Source organism: Ancylobacter polymorphus (assembly GCF_022836935.1).
Lineage (GTDB): Bacteria > Pseudomonadota > Alphaproteobacteria > Rhizobiales > Xanthobacteraceae > Ancylobacter > Ancylobacter polymorphus_A.
The window spans coordinates 3189679-3209782 of record NZ_CP083239.1 but is presented as its reverse complement, the minus strand read 5'-3'; the positions used below and the strand labels follow the sequence as shown (position 1 = coordinate 3209782).

The 20104-nt window shown below is 69.1% G+C and carries 17 protein-coding genes; 12 read left to right on the top strand and 5 right to left on the bottom strand.

Going from position 1 to position 20104, the window contains the following annotated elements:
* The first annotated feature begins 54 nt into the window (after positions 1 to 54).
* Both K9D25_RS15125 and K9D25_RS15120 read left to right on the top strand, forming a co-directional pair.
* A complete protein-coding gene (locus K9D25_RS15125; RefSeq protein ID WP_244376436.1) occupies positions 55 to 531 on the top strand; it encodes a hypothetical protein in 477 nt (158 codons plus the stop codon).
* A 333-nt stretch (positions 532 to 864) separates the two neighbouring features.
* Positions 865 to 3384, top strand: coding sequence for a glycosyltransferase (locus tag K9D25_RS15120; RefSeq protein ID WP_244376435.1), 2520 nt, complete (start codon positions 865 to 867; stop codon positions 3382 to 3384).
* A 95-nt stretch (positions 3385 to 3479) separates the two neighbouring features.
* Here the strand turns inward: K9D25_RS15120 and K9D25_RS15115 are convergent, their stop codons facing one another.
* The 4 genes from K9D25_RS15115 to tpiA form a co-directional block, all read right to left on the bottom strand.
* The gene (locus K9D25_RS15115; protein ID WP_244376434.1) at positions 3480 to 4349 is read right to left on the bottom strand and encodes a VOC family protein; all 870 of its coding nucleotides are present in this window, start codon (positions 4347 to 4349) and stop codon (positions 3480 to 3482) included.
* A gap of 232 nt (positions 4350 to 4581) precedes the next feature.
* Positions 4582 to 6210: a CTP synthase gene (locus tag K9D25_RS15110; RefSeq protein ID WP_244376433.1), complete on the bottom strand. Its 1629-nt coding sequence runs from the start codon at positions 6208 to 6210 to the stop codon at positions 4582 to 4584.
* Positions 6211 to 6326: 116 nt separating this feature from the next.
* Positions 6327 to 6710 (bottom strand): preprotein translocase subunit SecG, encoded by a 384-nt coding sequence (gene secG / locus K9D25_RS15105; protein ID WP_244376432.1) that lies wholly within the window; start codon positions 6708 to 6710, stop codon positions 6327 to 6329.
* Positions 6711 to 6859: 149 nt separating this feature from the next.
* A complete protein-coding gene (gene tpiA / locus K9D25_RS15100; RefSeq protein WP_244376431.1) occupies positions 6860 to 7609 on the bottom strand; it encodes a triose-phosphate isomerase in 750 nt (249 codons plus the stop codon).
* Between the two features lie 186 nt (positions 7610 to 7795).
* Between tpiA and K9D25_RS15095 the strand changes: the two genes are divergently transcribed.
* The 10 genes from K9D25_RS15095 (at position 7796) to lexA (ending at position 17654) form a co-directional block, all read left to right on the top strand.
* Entirely contained in the window at positions 7796 to 9688 is a 1893-nt protein-coding gene (locus K9D25_RS15095; protein ID WP_244376430.1) for a SurA N-terminal domain-containing protein, read from the top strand.
* A gap of 15 nt (positions 9689 to 9703) precedes the next feature.
* Positions 9704 to 11218 carry an anthranilate synthase component I gene (trpE, locus tag K9D25_RS15090; RefSeq protein WP_244376429.1) on the top strand — a complete coding sequence of 505 codons (1515 nt, stop codon included), beginning with the start codon at positions 9704 to 9706 and terminating at the stop codon, positions 11216 to 11218.
* Positions 11219 to 11358: 140 nt separating this feature from the next.
* Positions 11359 to 11967 (top strand): anthranilate synthase component II, encoded by a 609-nt coding sequence (locus tag K9D25_RS15085; protein ID WP_244376428.1) that lies wholly within the window; start codon positions 11359 to 11361, stop codon positions 11965 to 11967.
* Between the two features lie 32 nt (positions 11968 to 11999).
* Positions 12000 to 13025, top strand: a complete 1026-nt coding sequence (gene trpD / locus K9D25_RS15080; protein WP_244450889.1) for an anthranilate phosphoribosyltransferase — start codon at positions 12000 to 12002, stop codon at positions 13023 to 13025.
* A 9-nt stretch (positions 13026 to 13034) separates the two neighbouring features.
* Positions 13035 to 13850, top strand: coding sequence for an indole-3-glycerol phosphate synthase TrpC (trpC, locus tag K9D25_RS15075; RefSeq protein ID WP_244376427.1), 816 nt, complete (start codon positions 13035 to 13037; stop codon positions 13848 to 13850).
* A 3-nt stretch (positions 13851 to 13853) separates the two neighbouring features.
* Positions 13854 to 14339 (top strand): cyclic pyranopterin monophosphate synthase MoaC, encoded by a 486-nt coding sequence (gene moaC, locus K9D25_RS15070; protein ID WP_244376426.1) that lies wholly within the window; start codon positions 13854 to 13856, stop codon positions 14337 to 14339.
* Positions 14340 to 14349: 10 nt separating this feature from the next.
* Positions 14350 to 15570, top strand: a complete 1221-nt coding sequence (locus K9D25_RS15065; RefSeq protein WP_244376425.1) for a molybdopterin molybdotransferase MoeA — start codon at positions 14350 to 14352, stop codon at positions 15568 to 15570.
* A 56-nt stretch (positions 15571 to 15626) separates the two neighbouring features.
* Positions 15627 to 16013 (top strand): oxalurate catabolism protein HpxZ, encoded by a 387-nt coding sequence (gene hpxZ / locus K9D25_RS15060; RefSeq protein ID WP_244376424.1) that lies wholly within the window; start codon positions 15627 to 15629, stop codon positions 16011 to 16013.
* 83 nt (positions 16014 to 16096) lie between these two features.
* Positions 16097 to 16810 carry a GntR family transcriptional regulator gene (locus K9D25_RS15055; RefSeq protein ID WP_244376423.1) on the top strand — a complete coding sequence of 238 codons (714 nt, stop codon included), beginning with the start codon at positions 16097 to 16099 and terminating at the stop codon, positions 16808 to 16810.
* 148 nt (positions 16811 to 16958) lie between these two features.
* Positions 16959 to 17654 carry a transcriptional repressor LexA gene (lexA, locus tag K9D25_RS15050; protein ID WP_244376422.1) on the top strand — a complete coding sequence of 232 codons (696 nt, stop codon included), beginning with the start codon at positions 16959 to 16961 and terminating at the stop codon, positions 17652 to 17654.
* On the opposite strand, the gene K9D25_RS15045 is transcribed toward lexA, so the two are convergent.
* Positions 17648 to 20020, bottom strand: a complete 2373-nt coding sequence (locus K9D25_RS15045; protein ID WP_244376421.1) for a ComEC/Rec2 family competence protein — start codon at positions 20018 to 20020, stop codon at positions 17648 to 17650. The two genes, lexA and K9D25_RS15045, sit on opposite strands and share 7 nt — an antisense overlap.
* Positions 20021 to 20104 lie beyond the last annotated feature (84 nt).

Below are 20104 nucleotides of genomic sequence, written 5' to 3'. Positions count from 1 at the left end.
TCCTACTGTCCTCGCCGGTCCGGTGTTTCCTCTTTTGCGTGTGACGTTTCTCCCATGGTGTGCTCCGTACGTCCCTTCGCCGCCGCCCTGTTCGGTGGCCTGATCCTGATGTCTGCAGCGGCCGGCGGCGCGTGGGCGCAAAGCGCTCCCCCCGAGCAGAAAGCCGCCGAACAGAAGTCGCCGGAGGAGCAGGCAAAGGAAGAGGCGCAGCGCCGCTCTGTGGAGGAATATGCCGAGGCGGCCAAGCTGCCGGGCAATGCCGGCCTGCCGGAATGCGTGTGGTCCGGGCGCCGGATCGCCATGCTGCTGTGGCGCGACGACATCGACACCGCCCGTCGGCATCTCGAACTCTATGAGCGCTTCGGCTGCCCGACCGAGCACCTGAAGATCGCGTTCCGCTGCCTCGTCCGTCAGGGCAATATCGACAGCAAGGCGCAGGAGCGCCTGTCCGAGCGCGTGCATGCCTGCTGGGTCAACCCCGACGCGCAGCCGGCCAGCGCGACGCCCGCGCCGGCCGCACCTGCGCAATGAATCCGCGCCGCGGCCCCCGGTGTGTCATCGGCGCGTCATGGGGCCGCCATAGTGGGGAACCATTCTCCCATTGACGCATTCTCCGCTGCAGAGCGGCATTGTCGGCAGGCGTGACGCGCTTTGGCGCGCCGCGGCAAAGATCGTGCTGCACGTGCGTTGAAACTGTACTATATTCCACCTGTCAGCCTCCCCTTATCGTGGGTTTGTCTCATGCGCCCCGCCATTCGTGTCGCTGCCGCAGCCGTTGCGGTCGTGACGTGCGTCCATGCCTTTGTCTGGCTGGCTCTGCGTCAGGAGGTTTCCGCTCCCGCCGCACCCGATCGCTTCCAAAGCATGTCGTTCGCGCCCTATGGCCGCGACGCCAACCCGGATAAGGGTGAGCCGACCACCGAGGCGCAGATCCGCGCCGATGTGGAGGCGGTGGCGCCCTATACGCGCGGCGTGCGTACCTATGCCTCGACCGGCAATCTCGACCTGGTGGCGAAAATCGCCGCCGAGAAGGGGCTGAAGACCACGGTCGGCGCCTGGCTGGACGAGGACGAGGCGCGCAACGAGCGCGAAATCACCAACGCCATCGAGGTCGCGAAGAAGAATTCGAACGTCGTCGGCATCGTGGTCGGCAACGAGTCGATCCTGCGCGCCGAACGCACGCCCGAGCAGCTGATCGAGACGATCCGTCGGGTGAAGCGCGAGACCAACGTGCCGGTCACGACAGGCGAAACATGGGACGTCTGGCTCGACCATCCCGAGCTGGTGTCCGCCGTCGACTACATCGCCGCTCACATGCTGCCCTATTGGGAAGGCGTGACGCCGGAGCAGGTGGTCGACCACACCATCGCCATCTATGACCGCCTGCGCGCCACCTATCCCGGCAAGCGCATCGTCATCGCCGAGTTCGGCTGGCCGAGCCAGGGCTATAATCGCGACAGCGCGATCCCCGGCGAGGTCGAACAGGCGCAGATCATCCGCACCTTCGCCGCCCGCGCCGATGCGCTCGGCATCGAGTACAACCTCATCGAAGCGTTCGACGCGCCGTGGAAGAGCTTCGAGGGCAGCGTCGGCCAGTACTGGGGCATTCTCGACGCCAACCGCGTCGCCAAGTTCCCGATGGCCGGCCCGATCACCCCCTCGACCTACAACGCCACCGCCGCCATCGCCCTGCTGCTCGGCATCGCCTTCTCGCTGCCGGTGTTCCGCTTCGCCCGCCTCACCCTGCCGCAGGCGCTGGTCATGGTCGGCGCGGCGAACCTTGCCGGCGCCTGGGTGGCGACCGTCACCGACCACTGGCTGACGCATTATGTCGTGGGCGGCAACATGGTGACCATGGTCGTCAGCCTCGTGCTGCTGGTGCCGCTCGTCATCGTCATGCTCTACCGGGTGGAGGAACTCTCCACCATCGCCTTCGGCCGCACCCCGCGCCGGCTGCTGCGCAAGGAGAACGCGTCCGCGCCCTCGCGCACGCCCAAGGTATCGATCCACATCCCGGCCTATAAGGAGCCGCCGGAGATGCTGAAGCAGACGCTCGACAGCGTCGCCCGGCTGAACTGGCCGAACTTCGAATGCCTGGTCATCATCAACAACACGCCCGACCCGGCCTTCTGGGAACCGATCGAAGCCCATTGCCGCGAACTGGGTGAGCGCTTCAAGTTCATCAACCTGCCCAAGGTGGCGGGCTTCAAGGCCGGTGCGCTGCGCGAGGCCATGCTGCAGACCGCGCCGGACGCCGAGATTATCGGCATCATCGACGCCGACTATGTCGTCGATCCGAACTGGCTGATGAACCTCGTGCCGACCTTCGAGGACCCGACCGTCGGCATCGTGCAGGCGCCGCAGGACCACCGCGACGCCGACCGTAGCCTGCTGCACGAGGCGATGAACACCGAATATGCCGGCTTCTTCGACATCGGCATGGTTCAGCGCAACGAGCACGACGCCATCGTCGTGCACGGCACCATGTGCCTGATGCGCCGCGCCGCCATGGTCGAGGCTGGCGACTGGTCGAGCGACACGATCTGCGAGGACACCGATCTCGGCCTCGCCATCGTCGAGCGCGGCTGGAAGAGCCATTACACCAATGAGCGCTATGGCTGGGGCCTGCTGCCGGACGACTTCGCCTCGTTCAAGAAGCAGCGCCACCGCTGGGCTTATGGCGGCATGCAGATCATCAAGAAGCACTGGCGCCGCATGCTGCCCAATGCCGGCACACGCCTCACCCCGGCGCAGCGCCGCGAGTTCAGCATCGGCTGGATGAGCTGGCTCGGCTCGGAAAGCGTCGGTGCGCTGGTGGCCATCCTGTCGCTGCTCTGGGTGCCCTTCGTGCTCGGCCTCGGCATCGCTGTGCCGCAGCGCATTCTCACCATCCCGATCGTGTTCTGCTTCGGCATCTACCTGCTGCACTTCATTGCGCTCTACCGCCTGCGCGTCGCCACGACGCCGGTGCGCATGATCGGCGCGGCGTTTGCGGCGATGGCGGTGCAGTTCACCGTGGCCAAGGCGGTCTATGACAGCTTCCGCTACAAGGACCTCGCCTTCGCCCGCACCGCCAAGGGCTCCTGGCTGGCGGACGCCGCCCGCGCCTTCCCGGCGCTGCCGGAAGCGATCATCGGCGCCGGGCTGATGATCGCCGCGATCGGCTTGCGGCTGACCAACTGGCACGCCGTGGTGGAAGTCGATCTGTTCGCCCTGGCGCTGGCGATCCAGAGCCTGCCCTTCCTGGCGGCCGCCGGCATTGGCTGGCTGGAAGGTTCGACGCTCAACTCCTTCGCCACCTGGCGCGCCCTGCGCGGCCGCGCTGTGGCGCTGCTGCCGGGCCGCTCGACCCAGCCGCAGGCCGTGCCGGAAGAGATCGGCTGAGACCGCTGGAGGGCCCGCCCTCCTTGCCTCGCGCATAAAGAAAGCCCCGGACGCGATTCCGGGGCTTTTGCTTTTCGTCTGAGGAACGGGTCGGTTCAGGCTGCCGCTTCGAACACCAGCGTCGCTCCCAGCGCCGCTTTCGGGCCGACGACGACCACGCCTTCAATATCCTCCACCGACATGCGCGACGACGACACCCGCCGGCGCAGCCTGTCCATATCCGCGACCCCGAAGCGCACGGCGGCCAGGCGCAGCCCCGGCCCGGACGGCGCCGGCACCCCGAAGCGCTCGGTGAACAGCGCGTCGCTCATCACGTCGATATCGCCGCGCGGGGTCTTGAGGATGTACCAGCCCTCGACCGCCCGCCGTGCATCCATGCCGGCGAAACTGGCGAGAAAGCCGGTATGGGCCGCAGGATCGCCGGCCGTCATCACCACCCCCACCACGCTGTGCGCGCCATTCATGTGCCGCTGCAAATCCACGGACCAGAAATTCTCCGGGAAGAGCTGCTGGCAGGTGAAGAAGCCGGCATGCGGCGAGGCCGGATCGCGCGCATAGGCGAGGTTGAACGCAACCTTGACGCCCACGCCGTCGAGCCGCTTGCCCTCCCGCTCGAAGCTGAACAGGTCGATGCCGCCGATCCCGGCCGTGTCGAATTCCAACTTGTCGATCGCGCCGTCCCGCCCTTCCAGCACCAGCATGGAAAGGCCGGGGCCGACCTCGGCGAGGAAATCGCGGTTGAAGGCGCCGAATGAAAAGCGGGTCGCGTCCTGTGGCGGGATCTTCTCGGCGTCGGCGATCTCAAGCAATTCGACGAAGAATCCCGGCAGCTGCACGATGCGGTTGTCGGTGCCCCATGGATGGCGGTTGCGGGTGCCGACCGTGAAGCCGAGCATGTCGTAAAGTTCGCCCGCCGCCTCAAGGTCGCGGACGACATGGACGACGTGATCAAGACCGCGCTCCACCAGCACCTTCTCCCCTGCTTGCCCGGCACATGTGGCGCCGGGCGAGAATCCCGGCCACCATCAGAGCACGCCGACGGCTGGTGAACCAGCCTCGACTATCGGCGAGGGGCGAGCCTGGGAAAGGTGACGGCTTGGGCGGCGAATCCCTCCCGCCGCGCTCCTCTCGGCACCGGTGCTGCGCGCCGGCCGACAGGGCGCGCAGGGCTGAGGGTCACGATTCGCCGGCCGGCGCTCAGAACAGCCGGCTCTGCACCGCCGCCGCACCGATGAAGGAAGCGAAGAGCGGGTGCGGCTCGAAGGGGCGCGATTTCAGTTCGGGATGGAACTGCACGCCGACGAACCAAGGGTGATCGGGATACTCGATGATCTCCGGCAGCAGCCCGTCCGGCGAGAGGCCGGAGAACAGCATGCCGCAGGCCTCCAGCCGCTCGCGATAGGCCATGTTGACCTCGTAGCGGTGGCGATGGCGCTCGAAGATCGACGTGTCGCCATAAATCTCCGCGACCCGGCTGCCCTCGGCCAGCGCGGCGGGATAGGCGCCGAGCCGCATCGTGCCGCCGAGATCGCTGCCGATGCCGCGCTTTTCCAGCTCATTGCCGCGCAGCCATTCGGTGAGCAGGCCGACCACCGGCTCCTCGGTGGGGCCGAACTCGGTCGAGTTCGCCTTCTCCACCCCGACCAGGTTCCGCGTCGCCTCGATCACCGCCATCTGCATGCCGAAGCAGATGCCGAGATAGGGCACGCGCCGCTCGCGCGCGAACTGGGCCGCGCGGATCTTGCCCTCGGCGCCGCGCTGGCCGAAGCCGCCCGGCACGAGAATGCCGTGAACGTGCTCAAGGAAGGGCGCGGGGTCCTCGCGCTCGAAAATCTCGCTCTCGATCCAGTCGAGATTGACCCGCATATTGTTGGCGAGCCCGCCATGGGTCAGCGCTTCGATGAGGGACTTGTAGGCGTCCTTCATCCCCGTGTACTTGCCGACAATGGCAATGGTGACCGACCCTTCCGGGTTGCGGATGCCGGCTTCCACCTTCTTCCAGCGCGTCAGGTCCGGTTCGGGCGCCGGCTCGATACCGAAGGCCGCCAGCACTTCCGTGTCGAGCCCGGCCTCGTGATAGGCCGAGGGCACGGCATAGATGCTGTCGGCATCGCGCGCCTCGATCACCGCGCTTTCCCGCACATTGCAGAACAGGCCGAGCTTGCGGCGCTCCTCGCGCGGAATCTCGCGATCGGTCCGGCAGAGCAGGATATCCGGCGCGATGCCGATGGAGCGCAGCTCCTTCACCGAATGCTGCGTCGGCTTGGTCTTCAGTTCGCCGGCGGAGGGGATGAAGGGCAGCAAAGTGAGGTGGATATAGATGCAGTGCCGGCGCGGCAGCTCGTTGCCGATCTGGCGGATCGCCTCCAGGAACGGCATCGCCTCGATATCGCCGACCGTGCCGCCGATCTCCACCAGCACGAAATCGTAACCCTCATTGCCCGAGAGCACGAAGTCCTTGATGGCGTTGGTGACGTGCGGAATCACCTGAATGGTGGCGCCGAGATAGTCGCCGCGCCGCTCCTTGGTGAGGATGTCCTGATAGATGCGCCCGGTGGTGATGTTGTCCTGCTTGGTCGCGGGACGGCCGGTGAAACGCTCGTAATGGCCGAGGTCGAGATCGGTCTCGGCACCGTCATCGGTGACGAAGACTTCGCCGTGCTGATACGGGCTCATCGTGCCCGGATCGACGTTGAGATAGGGGTCGAGCTTGCGCAGCCGGGTCTTGTACCCACGGGCCTGCAACAATGCACCGAGTGCGGCGGAGGCGAGGCCCTTGCCAAGCGAGGACACGACGCCGCCGGTGATGAAGATGTAGCGCGCCATGGGTTTTGGTTTCTACCGGCAAAAACGCGATTCGACGAGGGCCCGCCTTGCCGAACGGGCGCCCGCCTGTGGCTAAACCGAGGGCCGCGCCGACGCGTGTCGACGCGGCACCGTTATCACTGCGACTGCGGAGCCTGCGGCGCGGCGGGAGCGGCCGGCGGCGCGGGCTGGGCGGCGTTGAGCTGGTCCAGCACGGAGCCGCCGGGAGCAGGCGCCGAGGGCGCGCCGGGAACGGCGGCCGGGGCATTGAAAATCGTCGTCGGACCGCGGCCCCAACCGGCGAGAATGGTGAGCGACAGGCTGGTGAGGAAGAACAGACCGGCCAGAATCGCCGTCGCGCGGGTCAGCACATTCGCCGTCCCACGGGCGCTGAAGAAGCCGCCGCCACCGCCTCCCCCGCCGCCAATGCCGAGCCCGCCCCCTTCGGAACGCTGAATCAGCACCACGCCGATCAGGGCCAGCACGACCATGAGATGGATGACGATGAGTACGGTTTGCATCTGACGCCTTCAAAATGCTCATGCAGCGGCACGCGAGCCCACTCCTGAACTCGCCCGCCGCACGTGTTGGCGCGTTCCTACACGATTGCGCCCGGCGTTTCCAGCCGCCCGACCACAGGGATTGTTGGCGGGCGGCTGGAAACGCCGCCTTACAGATAGGCGCGCGCAATGGCGAGAAAAGACTCCGCCTTGAGGCTCGCGCCACCGACCAGCGCGCCGTCCACATCCGGCACAGCGAGAATCTCGCGCGCGTTCTCCGGCTTCACGGAGCCGCCATAGAGCAGGCGGAACCCCTCCCCCTCGGCGCCGAAGCGCGCGGTGAGCGCCCCACGCAGCGTGGCATGCATCTCGGCGATGTCGTTATTGGTGGGGGTGAGGCCGGTCCCGATCGCCCAGACCGGCTCATAGGCCACGACCAGATCGGCGGCGGTGGCGCCGTCCGGGATCGAGCCCTCAAGCTGGCCACGCACCACATCGAGCGCCTGCCCCGCCTCACGCTCCTCCCGCGTCTCGCCGACGCAGACGATGGCGACGAGGCCCGCGCGGCGCGCCGCCTCGGCCTTGGCACGCACCTGGCCATTGCTCTCGCGATGGTCCTGACGCCGCTCGGAGTGACCAACGATGACGGCCCGCGCCCCGGCATCGGCCAGCATCTCGGCGGCGATGTCCCCGGTATGGGCGCCGAAGGGCTTGGCGTGGCAATCCTGCCCGCCGACGCCGACAGCGCCTGCCGCAGCCGCGAATGCGGAAAGCAGTGTCGCCGGCGGGCTGACCAGCAGATCGGCCTTAGCCGCCATTGCGGCGTCATAGCCTTCGACGATGGCGGCGAACTCGGCGAGCGAGCCCTTGAGGCCGTTCATCTTCCAATTGCCAGCGACCAGCGGACGACGCATCTTCATACCGTTCCAAGCTCCTGCACTATGAAAGCTCCGCGCCCCGCCTCTTAACAGAGCAAGGTCGCCTGTGCAGCGGCTTTCGTCGCGGGAAGGCCGCAGAAGTGCCGTTGCGGCGACGGGGTCGCCTCCCTATTATGCGCGCCTTTCGCGCCCCGGGCCGTCGCCCGCACGACGCCAGACGAGAATCATATGCTTGAGACCCTGCGCAAGAGCGCTTCCGGAATTGTCGCCAAGATCCTGATGGGTCTCCTCATCCTCAGCTTCGCGGTCTGGGGCATCGCCGACGTGTTCCGCGGCTTCGGCAGCCAGACGCTGGCGACCATCGGCGACACCGAGATCACGGTGCCGGAGTTCCGGCAGCTCTACCAGGAGCGGCTGCAGCAGATCAGCCAGCAGCTCAAGCGCGGCATCACGCCGGATCAGGCGCGGGCCTTCGGCATTCCCGACCAGTTGCTGAACGAGCAGCTGGCCGAGGCGGCGCTCAACGACCAGGCAAAGGCGCTCGGCCTCGCCCTGTCGGATGAGGAGATCGCGCGGCGGGTGCAGTCGAACCCGGCCTTCCACGGCCCCAGCGGCAGTTTCGATCCGGCCTATTTCAACCAGCTCCTGCGCTCCAACGGCTTCACCGAGGCGCGCTTCGTCGCGGCGGAGCGCGCGCTGGCGCTGCGCCAGCAGCTGATCCAGTCGCTGGGCGGCGGCATCGAAGTGCCGGCCGTGCTCAAGGGCGCGCTCGCCCGCTATGAGGGCGAGGAACGCTCGGTCAATTACGCGATGCTGACCCCCGCCTCCCTCGCCGCTCCGGCCGACCCGTCGGACGAGGAGCTGCGCAAGTTCTTCGACGAACGCAAGGTCGCGTTCCGCGCGCCGGAATACCGCAAGATCGGCGTGCTGGTGCTCACCCCCGAGGCGCTGGCGGCCAGCGAGGCCGTTTCCGACGCCGAGGTCAAGGCCGCCTACGACGCCAATCTCTCCACCTATGGGACGCCGGAAAAGCGCGTCGTGCAGCAGCTCGTCTTCCCCAATGAGGAAGAAGCCAAGGCCGCCGCCGACCGCATCAAGTCCGGCACGGCCTTTGCCGACATCGTCGCCGAGCGCAAACTGAGCGCCAAGGATGTCGATCTCGGCGATGTCTCGCGCGCCGACATCATCGACCGGCAGGTGGCCGACGCCGCCTTCTCCCTGCCCGCCAACGGCACCAGCGATGTGATCGCCGGCCGCTTCGGCCCGGTCATCGTCCATATCGGCGCCATCACCCCCGGCAGCGTCCAGCCGCTGGAGGAAGTGGCGCCGGCGATCAAGGCGGCGCTGCAGGTTAATGCCGCCCGCCGGGCGATGCTCGCGACCTATGACAAGATCGAGGACGAGCGCGCTGGCGGCGCGCAGCTCGCCGAGGTCGCCGGCAAGTTCGGGCTCACCGTGCAGAATTTCGACACCAGCGTTCAGGGCCAGGCCCCGGACGGCAGCGCGATCGCTTCCTTCCCCGCGCGTTCGGACGTGCTGCGCGGCGCCTTCGCCACCGCGGTCGGCGAGGAGAACGAGCCCGTCCAGCTGCCGCAGAATGGCGGCTATGTCTGGTACCAGGTCGATGAGATCACCCCGCCGCGCGACCGCAGCTTCGAGGAGGCGCGCGCGCAGGTTCTGGAGCGCTGGAAACAGGACCAGGCCGCGCAGGCGCTCGACAAGAAGGTCGAGGAGATCAAGGCCAAGATTGCCGCCGGCACCCCCTTCGATCAGGCGGTGACCGCGGCCGGGCTCGAACTGCGCGCCGCCAACGGCCTGCGCCGTGGCCGCACCGCCGACGGCGTGCCGCAGGACATCATGGCCGCCGTGTTCGAGACCCCCGAGGGTGGCGTCGGCAGCGCTCTGGCCGAGGGTGGCGACAGCCGGCTGCTCTTCCAGGTGCTGCGCGCCGTCGTGCCGGCGGCCACCGCCGCCACCGACGAGAAGCTGCTGTCCGACCTGCGCACGAGCATGGAGAACGACCTGATGACGGAGTATCTGGTCGAGCTGCAGAGCCGGCTCGGCGCCCGCATCAACCGCGCCGCGCTCGACCAGATCGTCGGCACCGACGCGGTGAACTGAGGCGGAACGCGGGTCATGAGCCTCACTCCCGAAGCGGCGGATTTTGCCGCCGCCTATCAGCGCGGCGAGGCGCAGGTGGTCACCACCACGCTCATCGCCGATCTCGAAACCCCGGTCTCGGCCTTCCTCAAGATCGCCGGCGAGCGGCCGAACAGCTTCCTGCTCGAATCGGTCGAGGGTGGCGCCACGCGCGGGCGCTACTCCATGATCGGTATCGAGCCGGATGTGATCTGGCGCTGCCATGGCGACAAGGCGGAGATCAACCGCCGCGCCGCCAGCCACGCCGACGCCTTCGAGCCCTGCCCGGACAAGCCGCTGGTCTCGCTGCGCCGGCTGGTGGAGGAATCGCGCATTCATCTGCCGGAAGGCGCCCCGCCCATGGCGGCGGGCGTGTTCGGCTATCTCGGCTATGACATGGTGCGGCAGATGGAGCGGCTTCCCGCGCCCAAGCCCGATGTCATCGACGTGCCGGATTCGATCTTCATCCGCCCCACCGTCATGGTGGTGTTCGACGCGGTGCGCGACGAAATTACCGTCGTCACCCCCGTGCGCCCGACGCCCGATATGACGGCCACCGCCGCCTATGAAGCGGCGCGCGAGCGGCTGGAGAAGGTGGTCGCCGCCCTCGACAGCGCGCTGCCCAACCTGCCCTCCGAAGACGCCTTCCACCAGGCGGTGGAGCCGCAGTCCAACACCGAGCCGGCGGCCTATCGCGACATGGTCGAGCGGGCTAAGGAATATATCCGCGCCGGCGACATCTTCCAGGTGGTGCTTTCCCAGCGTTTCGAGGCCCCCTTCGCGCTGCCGCCCTTCTCGCTCTACCGGGCACTGCGGCGGATCAACCCGGCGCCGTTCCTCGTCTATTTCAACTTCGGCGGCTTCTCGCTGGTCTGTTCCAGCCCGGAAATCCTGGTGCGCCTGCGGAACGACACCGTCACCATCCGCCCGATCGCCGGCACCCGCCGGCGCGGCGCCACTCCGCATGAGGACAAGGCGCTGGAGGACGAACTCCTCGCCGACCCGAAGGAGCGGGCCGAACATCTGATGCTGCTCGATCTCGGCCGCAACGATGTCGGCCGCGTGGCGAAGATCGGCTCGGTGGAGGTGACCGACAGCTTCTTCATCGAGCGCTACAGTCAGGTCATGCACATCGTCTCCAATGTCGAAGGCGCGCTCGACCCGCGCCGCGACGCGCTGGACGCGCTGGCCGCGGGTTTCCCTGCCGGCACGGTGTCGGGTGCGCCGAAGGTGCGGGCGATGGAGATCATCGACGAGCTGGAGCGCGACAAGCGCGGCATCTATGCCGGCGCCATCGGCTATTTCGGCGCCGATGGCGAGATGGACACCTGCATCGTGCTGCGCACCGCCGTGGTGAAAGACGGGCGGATGTATGTGCAGGCGGGCGCCGGCATCGTCTATGATTCCGTGCCCGAAAGCGAGCAGCAGGAATGCGTCAACAAGGCCAAGGCGCTGTTCCGCGCCGGCGAGGAAGCCGTGCGCTTCGCCGCCCGGGCCGGCAGAGGGCAGTGAGGCGATGAGCAGGGATCGGCGCCACGAGCGATGGCGGGGCTGGCGATAGAGACCATCGCCCGCCGGCGCGGCTTGACCCCGCGCCGGAACAGCCCCTAGACCTTCTCACAGCCGGCATGAGGCCGGCGGATGGACGCACGATGATCCTGCTCATCGACAATTACGACAGCTTCACCTGGAACCTCGTCCACTACATTGGCGGGCTCGGCGCCGAGGTGGAGGTGCGCCGCAACGATACGCTCACCGTCGATGAGGCGATGGCGCTGAAGCCGGAGGCGATCGTGATTTCGCCCGGCCCGGCGACCCCCAACGAGGCCGGAATTTCCTGCGCGCTCATCGAGCGCGCCGCGAAGGACGGCGTGCCGGTGTTCGGCGTCTGCCTCGGGCACCAGGCCATCGGCCAGGTGTTCGGCGGCGACGTGGTGCGGGCGCCGCAACCGATCCATGGCAAGCTGTCGGAAATCCACCACCGCAATGACGGCGTGTTCCATGGCATCAACGGGCCGCTCAAGGCGACGCGCTACCACTCGCTGGTGGTGAAGCGCGACACGCTGCCCGACACGCTGGCGGTGACGGCCGAGACCGATGACGGCCTCATCATGGGCCTGTCGCACACCACGCTGCCCGTGCATGGCGTGCAATTCCACCCGGAGAGCATCGCCTCCGAACACGGCCGCACCATTCTCAAGAATTTCCTCGATCTCGCGCGCGCCTGGAATGCCGGCCCCGGCCGGGAGCGGGCGGCGTGAGCGCGGCACAACAGGCGGGGACGCAGAGCCAGATGGACAATCTCAAGCCCATTATCGGCAAGCTGGCGACCGGCACCACGCTGACGCGCGCGGAAGCCGCCGCCGCCTTCGACGTGATGATGTCGGGCGAGGCGACGCCCTCCCAGATCGGCGCCATTCTCATGGCGCTGCGGGTGCGCGGCGAGGCGATCGAGGAGATTGCCGGCGCCGTCACCACCATGCGCTCCAAGATGCTGCGGGTGGACGCGCCGGCGGAGGCGGTGGACGTGGTCGGCACCGGGGGCGATGCCTCCGGCTCCTACAACATCTCCACCTGCGCCTCCTTCATCGTCGCCGGGGCGGGCGTGCCGGTGGCCAAGCACGGCAACCGCGCGCTGTCCTCCAAATCCGGCGCGGCGGATGTGCTGATGGCGCTGGGGGTGAAGATCGACCTGACGCCGCAGCAGATCGCCACCTGCATCCGCGACGCCGGTATCGGATTCATGTTCGCCCCGGCCCATCACCCGGCGATGAAGCATGTCGGCCCGACGCGGGTGGAGATGGGCACGCGTACCATCTTCAACCTCATCGGCCCGCTTTCGAATCCCGCTGGCGTGACCCGTCAGATGGTCGGCGTGTTCGCCCGCACCTGGGTCGAGCCGCTCGCCGAAGTGCTGCGTACGCTGGGGTCCACCCATGCCTGGGTGGTGCATGGCTCCGACGGGCTCGACGAAATCACCACGACAGGCCCGACCCAGGTGGCCGAGCTGAAGGATGGCAGCATCCGCAGCTTCGAGATTACGCCGGAAGAGTTCGGCCTTGCCCGGGCGACGCCGGAGGCGCTAAAGGGCGGCGACGGCGCCGCCAATGCGCTGGCGCTGCGCGCCGTGCTGGCGGGCGAGCCCAGCGCCTATGCCGATGTCTCGCTGCTCAATGCCGCCGCCGCGCTGGTCGTCGCCGGCAAGGCGGACGATCTCGGTTCCGGGCTGGAGCTGGCCCGCGCCAGCCTCACGGGCGGCCATGCCGCCGCGGCGCTCGACCGGCTGATCGCCACCTCGGCGCTGGCGGCGGCGGAATAGGAGCGCGCCATGGCCGACATTCTGGAAAAGATCGGCGCCTATAAGCGCGAGGAGATCGCCACCGCCAAGCGTGAGCGGCCGCTCGCGCAGGTTCGCGCGAGCGCCGAGGCGCAGCCGCCGGCGCGTGGCTTCCTGCGGGCGATCGAGGCGAAGATCGCCGCCGGCACCACCGCGCTGATCGCCGAGATCAAGAAGGCCAGCCCGTCCAAGGGACTGATCCGCGCCGATTTCGACCCGCCCGCGCTGGCGAAGGCCTATGAGGCCGGCGGCGCGGCGTGCCTGTCCGTGCTGACCGACGGCCCCTCCTTCCAGGGCGCACCGCAATTCCTCGTCGCCGCCCGCGCCGCCTGCGCGCTGCCGGCGCTGCGCAAGGATTTCCTTTACGACACCTATCAGGTGTACGAGGCGCGCAGCTGGGGCGCGGACTGCATTCTCGTCATCATGGCCTCGGTCGACGACGCGCTGGCACTCGACCTCGTGGAGACCGCCCACGGCCTCGGCATGGACGCGCTGGTCGAGGTGCATGACGACGCCGAGCTCGACCGGGCCTTGAGGCTGCCGGCGAAGCTGGTCGGCATCAACAACCGCAACCTGCGCACCTTCGAGGTGACGCTGGAAACCTCCGAGCGCCTCGCCCCGCGCATCCCGGCGGAGCGCATCATCGTCGGCGAGAGCGGCATCTTCACGCCGGACGATATCGCCCGGCTGGCGCAGGTGAACATCAGCACCATCCTTGTCGGCGAAAGCCTGATGCGGCAGGCGGATGTGGCGGCGGCGACGCGCGCCCTGCTCGCCCCCGCCCTGCCCGCGCGCGCGGCCGGCTGAGCGATGAGCGACACGCCCCGCCTGACCCATCTCGACGCCGCCGGCGCCGCTCATATGGTCGATGTCGCCGACAAAGCGGTGACCGACCGCGTGGCGGTGGCGGAGGGCCAAGTGACGATGCAGGCGGAAACGCTCGAGCTCATCCTCTCCGGCAACGCCAAGAAGGGCGACGTGATCGGCACGGCGCGGCTCGCCGGCATCATGGCGGCCAAGCGCACGCATGAGCTGATCCCGCTCTGCCACGCGCTGCTGCTGTCCAAGGTCGCGGTGGAGATCGAGCCTGCCCGCGCTTTGCCCGGTCTCGTCATCCGCGCCACCGTGCGCACCGCCGGCCAGACCGGAGTGGAGATGGAAGCGCTGACCGCCGTCACCGTCGCCGGCCTCACCATTTACGACATGGCCAAGGCGGTGGACCGGGGCATGCGGATCGAAAATGTCCGCCTGCTGGAAAAGGCCGGCGGGCGTTCCGGCCACTGGCAGGCCGACTGAGGAGAGAACCATGGCGCTGATGCCGGTCGAGGAGGCGCTGGCCCTCCTGCTCTCCACCGCCGGGCCGCTCGGCGCCGAGACCGTGTCGCTGGACGCCGCCGCCGGCCGGGTGCTGGCCGCGCCGGTGATCGCCCGCCGCACGACGCCGGGTGCCGATGTTTCCGCCATGGATGGCTACGCGCTGCGGGCGCAGGATGCCACCGACACCGGGGCAACGCTCACCGTCATCGGCGAATCCGCCGCCGGCCGCCCCTTTGCCGGCGCGGTGCTGCCGGGCACCACGGTGCGCATCTTCACCGGCGCCGTCCTGCCGCAGGGCGCCGACGCCATCGTCATCCAGGAAGACACGCGCCGTGCGGGCGACAGCGTCACGGTGACGGAAGCCGCGACCGCCGGCCGCCACATCCGTCGCGCCGGTGGCGACTTCGCCGCGGGCGAGACGCTGCTGCCGGCCGGCCACCGCCTGCGTGCGCGCGACCTCGCCCTTGTCGCCGCCGGCGATGTCGACATGGTATCCGTGGCGCGCCGCCCCCGTGTCGCGCTGCTCTCCACCGGCGACGAGCTGGTGCGGCCGGGTACAGGCGCGGGGGTGCATCAGGTGATCGTCTCCAATATCTACTCCGTCGCCGCCCTCGCCCGTGGCGCCGGGGCGGAGGTGATCGACCTCGGCATCCTCCCCGACCGCATGGACGCGACCGAGACCGGCGTGCGGGCCGCGCTCGATGGCGGCTTCGACGTGCTGGTGACGACGGGCGGCGCCTCTGTGGGGGACCACGACCTCATCGCCCCGGCGCTCACGGCGCAGGGGGTCGACCTCGCCGTGCACAAGATCGCGCTGCGGCCGGGCAAGCCGCTGATGTTCGGCCGTTCCGGCGCGACGCGCACGCAGGTTCTGGGGCTGCCGGGCAACCCGGTTTCCGCCCATGTCTGCGCGCTGCTGTTCCTCGTGCCGCTGATCAAGGCGCTGCAGGGGCTGGCGGTGCCGCCCCATCCCGCGCTGGAGCCGGCCCGGCTGGCCGGGGACGTGAAGGCAAACGAGCAGCGCATGGATTTCCAGCGAGCCGAAATCGTCGGCCATGCGGAAGGTGTGCCGCTGGTGCGGCCGCTGCCGGTGCAGGACAGTTCCATGCTGCGCAACCTCGCCCGCGCCGATGTGCTGCTGGTCCGCCGGCCCCACGCGCCGGCGGCCATGGCCGGGGAACCCTGCGAGATTCTGCGCCTGGAGGATTGACGCCGCCCCGCCACGCCTGTGTTCTCAACGCTTGGCTGGCGAAGGAGGGGCTGCGCATGGACATCGATCTTCCCGAGGTGGTGGCCGAAGTCCGCGCCGCCTTCGAGCGCTATGAGCGGGCGCTGGTGGCCAACGATGTCGCCGAACTCGACGCGCTGTTCTGGGATGATGCCCGCACCCTGCGCTATGGCGGGGGCGAGAATCTCTATGGCATCGCGGCGATCCGCGCCTTCCGCGCCGCCCGCTCGCCGGCCGGGCTGGAACGGACACTCGACGGCACGGTGATCACCACCTATGGCCGCGACATGGCGGTGGCCTCCACCCTGTTCCGGCGGGAGACCGCGCCGGGGCGGGTCGGCCGGCAGATGCAGACCTGGATGCGCACGCCGGAAGGGTGGAAAGTGGTGGCTGCCCATGTCAGCGTGATCGACGACCCTCTCTGAGCCCTTGGTGAAGCCCGGCGCGGCGGCTACACATGGGATGGCCGCCCGGCATTCGGGCGCGCCCGTCGGTTCTGTGTTCGCTCATGTCGGTGCTGCCTGTCCGCCTGCCGCTCGATCGGCCCACCTCCCCCTCCCGACCGGCGCCGGGCCGGCCGGGGCGCACGACGCGCGCGGAAGAGTTGCGCATGCAGCTTGCCGACGAAATCACCCGCGGCACGCTGCCTCCCGGTTCGGCGCTCGACGAGACCGCGCTCGCCGCCCGCTTCGGCGTGTCGCGCACCCCCGTGCGGGAGGCGCTGCGCGAACTCGTCGCCTCCGGCCTGGTCGACGCCCGCCCGCATCGCGGCGCCGTGGTGGCACGCCCGAGCGTCGCGCGGCTGCAGAACATGTTCGAGGTGATGGCCGAGCTGGAAGCGCTCTGCGCCGGCCTGTGCGCGCTCAAGATGACACCGCCCGAGCGACGGCAGCTGGAACAATTGCATGCCGAGATGGGCGAACTCATGCGGCTGGGGGATTTCGCCGCCTATCGCGAGGCCAATGAACTGTTCCACACCTCGGTCTATGCCGGCAGCCACAACGACTATCTGATCGAACTGACGCTCGGCACGCGCCGGCGCCTGTCCCCGTTCCGCCGCGCGCAGTTCCGCGCGCTCGGCCGCCTCGCGCTCTCGCATGCCGAGCACGACCGGGTGACGACGGCCATTCTGCGCGGCGACCGCGACGGCGCGGCCGGCGCGATGCGCGACCACATCGCCATCGTCCACGACGCCTATGAGCAATACGCCCAGACGCTGTGACAACGGGACGGGACACGCCGATGCGCGCCGATGGCCGTGCCGGAGGTATTTAACCTCTCTTTACCCATTGTGGAACACAATAAGAACGGCTAGTCTTTGTTCGTGATTTGTTTCGTTCCGGCGCCGTCCGGCAGACGGGGTTGTCTTGATGCTCACCCGCAAACAGCATGAGCTGCTTCTGTTCATCAATGAACGCCTCCAGAAGGACGGCGTGCCCCCTTCCTTCGAGGAGATGAAGGAGGCGCTGGACCTGCGGTCGAAGTCCGGCATCCACCGGCTGATCACGGCGCTGGAAGAGCGCGGCTTCATCCGCCGCCTGCCAAACCGCGCGCGGGCGCTGGAGGTGGTGCGCCTGCCGGAAGACGCTCAGCCGCCGAAGCCGGCCCGTCCCTTCTCGCCCAATGTGATCGAGGGAAATCTCGGCAAGGTTCGCCCGCCCTCCGACGACGATTCGGAGCGGCGCGTGGTGCCGATCCCGGTCATGGGCCGCATCGCCGCCGGCACGCCGATTTCCGCCATCCAGTCGCGCGACCACACCATCAGCATGCCGCCGGAAATGCTGTCGGGCGGGGAGCATTTCGCGCTCGAAGTGCGCGGTGATTCGATGATCGAGGCCGGCATTCTCGACGGCGACCTGGCGCTGATCCGTAAATGCGACGCCGCCAGCACCGGCGAGATTGTCGTCGCGCTGATCGACGATGAGGAAGCGACCCTCAAGCGCCTGCGCCGCAAGGGCGCCTCGGTGGCGCTGGAAGCCGCCAACCCCGCCTATGAGACGCGGATTTTTGGCCCTGACCGGGTTCGCATCCAGGGCAAGCTTGTGGGGCTTTTCCGGCGCTATTGAGCGGCGTCGGCGGCCGGTGGTGCCTCGTCATCGGTGGCGAGCGGTCCGGCAGCAGCGGGGTCGGCGCCGATCGCCGAGGGATCGGCGGGTGAGCTGGATGGCGCCCCTTGCCGCGATGCGCCAGCGGCGGAGGCGGGTTCACTTGCAGGTGTTGGCGGCGACTGGGTTTTCGGCTCCCACGGCCGTGTGCCCGGCCCGCGGCGGGCAAAGGCGAGGGTGAGACGTCCATCCGGCTGAAGCGTGGCGGAGACACCGCCCACAGAAATTCGCGGATCGCGGTAGATCACCGTCGCCGCGCAGTCCAGCGGCGGCGCGAAGGGCGTCACCAGCACAGCCGCGAGACGGCAATCATCCTCCAGCGAATCCCGGTCGCGCGACAGGGCGACCAATCGCCCGTCCGGCAGAGCGAGGGTACAGCCGAGCGGATCGCAGGCGGCGGCGGCCGTAAGATCCTTCGCGCCGAAGCGTGACCGCGCGCCATCCGCGCTCAACCATTGCTCCACCGCAAAGCGCCCGCCCACGCCGCTGTCGCGATCGCCCATCACGGCGAGCGCGCCATCCCTCCCCCGCACCGCGACGGTTCGCGCCTCCGTATCGACATAGAGGTCAGGGCGCGGCGCCGTGGCCGCGACGGCGAGGCCGGCGGTGGCCAGCACCGGCGCCAGCAGCACAAGGCGGGTGCGGGCGAGGCAGAGCACGACCAGCCCGAGGCTGATCAGCACCAGGCTCGCCACCGGCATCGCCGGCACGCCGCGATCCGCGCCGGGCAGCGCAGCGACGAGATCGGAAATATCGCGCATCCGGGCGAGGCCCCAGCCCATCAGCCGCCACGCCGGATCATCCCAGCCGAACGGAATCAGAACCGCCCCGGCGAGGCCGGCCGGCATGACGATGAACGACACCACCGGCGCGGCGCCGAGATTGGCCAGCAGGCTGAGCGGTGCCAGTCTCTGGAAGTGATAGGCCGCGTAAGGCGCCGTCGCCAGCCCCGCCGCCAGCGAGGCCAGCACCAGCGCCGCGATATGGCGCGCCGGCACGCCCAGCCAGCGGCCTGTCCGCGCGGGAACGGCGGTGAGGAGATAGCCGAAGCGCTCATAGGCGGCGACCAGGCCCAGCGTCGCGGCGAACGACATCTGCGCGCCGGGATCGAGCACCGCCCGAGGCGAGAGCGCCAGCAGCGCCAGCGCCGCCAGCGCCAGCGTGCGCAGGGTGAGTGCCGGGCGCCCGAGCACAATTCCGGCAAGCACCAGCAGCGTCATCACATAGGCGCGCTGGGTCGGCACCTCGGCGCCGGACAGCAAAAGGTAAAAGCTCGCCGAGGCCATGGCCGGCAGCGCCGCCCAGGCCTTGATCGGCCGGTAAAGCGCGAATTCCGGCACCAGCGCCAGCAGCGCCCGGGCGAGAAAGAACACCGAACTCGCCACCAGCGCCATATGCAGGCCGGAAATCGACAGCACATGCGACAGGCCGGAGATTCGCATGCTTTCCTCGATCGACTCCGGCACCGCGTCGCGCAGCCCGGTGACCAGCGCGACGGCCACGCCGCCCTCCTCGCCCGGAAGCGCCGCCTGGATACGCGCGGCGATGGCGCGGCGGGTGCCGTCGAGCCAGGTGGTGAGCGCCAGTCCCGGCGGCGGCGGACCGCGCGCCGGCGTCAACTGCAGCCGTCCGAGCGCGTAGCCGGTGGCGCCGATGCCATCGAGCCAGATCGCCCGGCCGAAATCGAAGCCGCCGGGATAGGACGGCCCCGGCGGCGGGGCGAGCGTCGCCCGCAGCGTCACATGGCTACCCACGGCCGGCGGCTCCCGCCCCGCCAGCGTCACCCGCACCCGCCTTGGCGGATCGGTGCGCGGGCGCTCCAAGCGGGTGACGGCGAGGGTGATCCGGCTGCCGCGTGGGCGAAGTTCCGCCGCTTCGACATAGCCGCTGACCTCCACCGCGTTGAGCGTTGTCGCCAGCACCGGATGCGCCATCCGCTGCACCTGCAGCGCCGCTACCGCGAAGCCGGCGGCGACCACAGCGAGCATGGCGAAGAAATGAAAGGCGAAGGGTCGGGCGCGTGCCAGCACCGCCAGCCCAAGAGAGCCGAGGGCCGGCACCCAGCCGGCATAGGGCAGAGGCTCATGCGGGGCGGCGAAATACAGCGCCGCGCCGGCGGCAAAGCCCAGGGGTAGAAAAAGAAAGCCGCGCCGGTCCTCGAACTCGCGCACCAGCGCGGCGGCCAGTGCCTGCCAGAGGCCCGCGAGGGACAACTCGGGCAACCAGCCCGCCGCCGGGTGCCCGCGCGCCCCCGCCGCGCCGAGCGCCGCCGCCCGGGCCCGCGCGCGCGGCCCGTCTCGCGCTTCCCGTTCCGGCGGCCGCTGCATCCCCCTCAAGGCCCCTGCGCGCTTTTCCCGTGTCGCCGACCTATGGTACACGCACGCTCCGCGCCCGCCATGCTTCGACGCCGC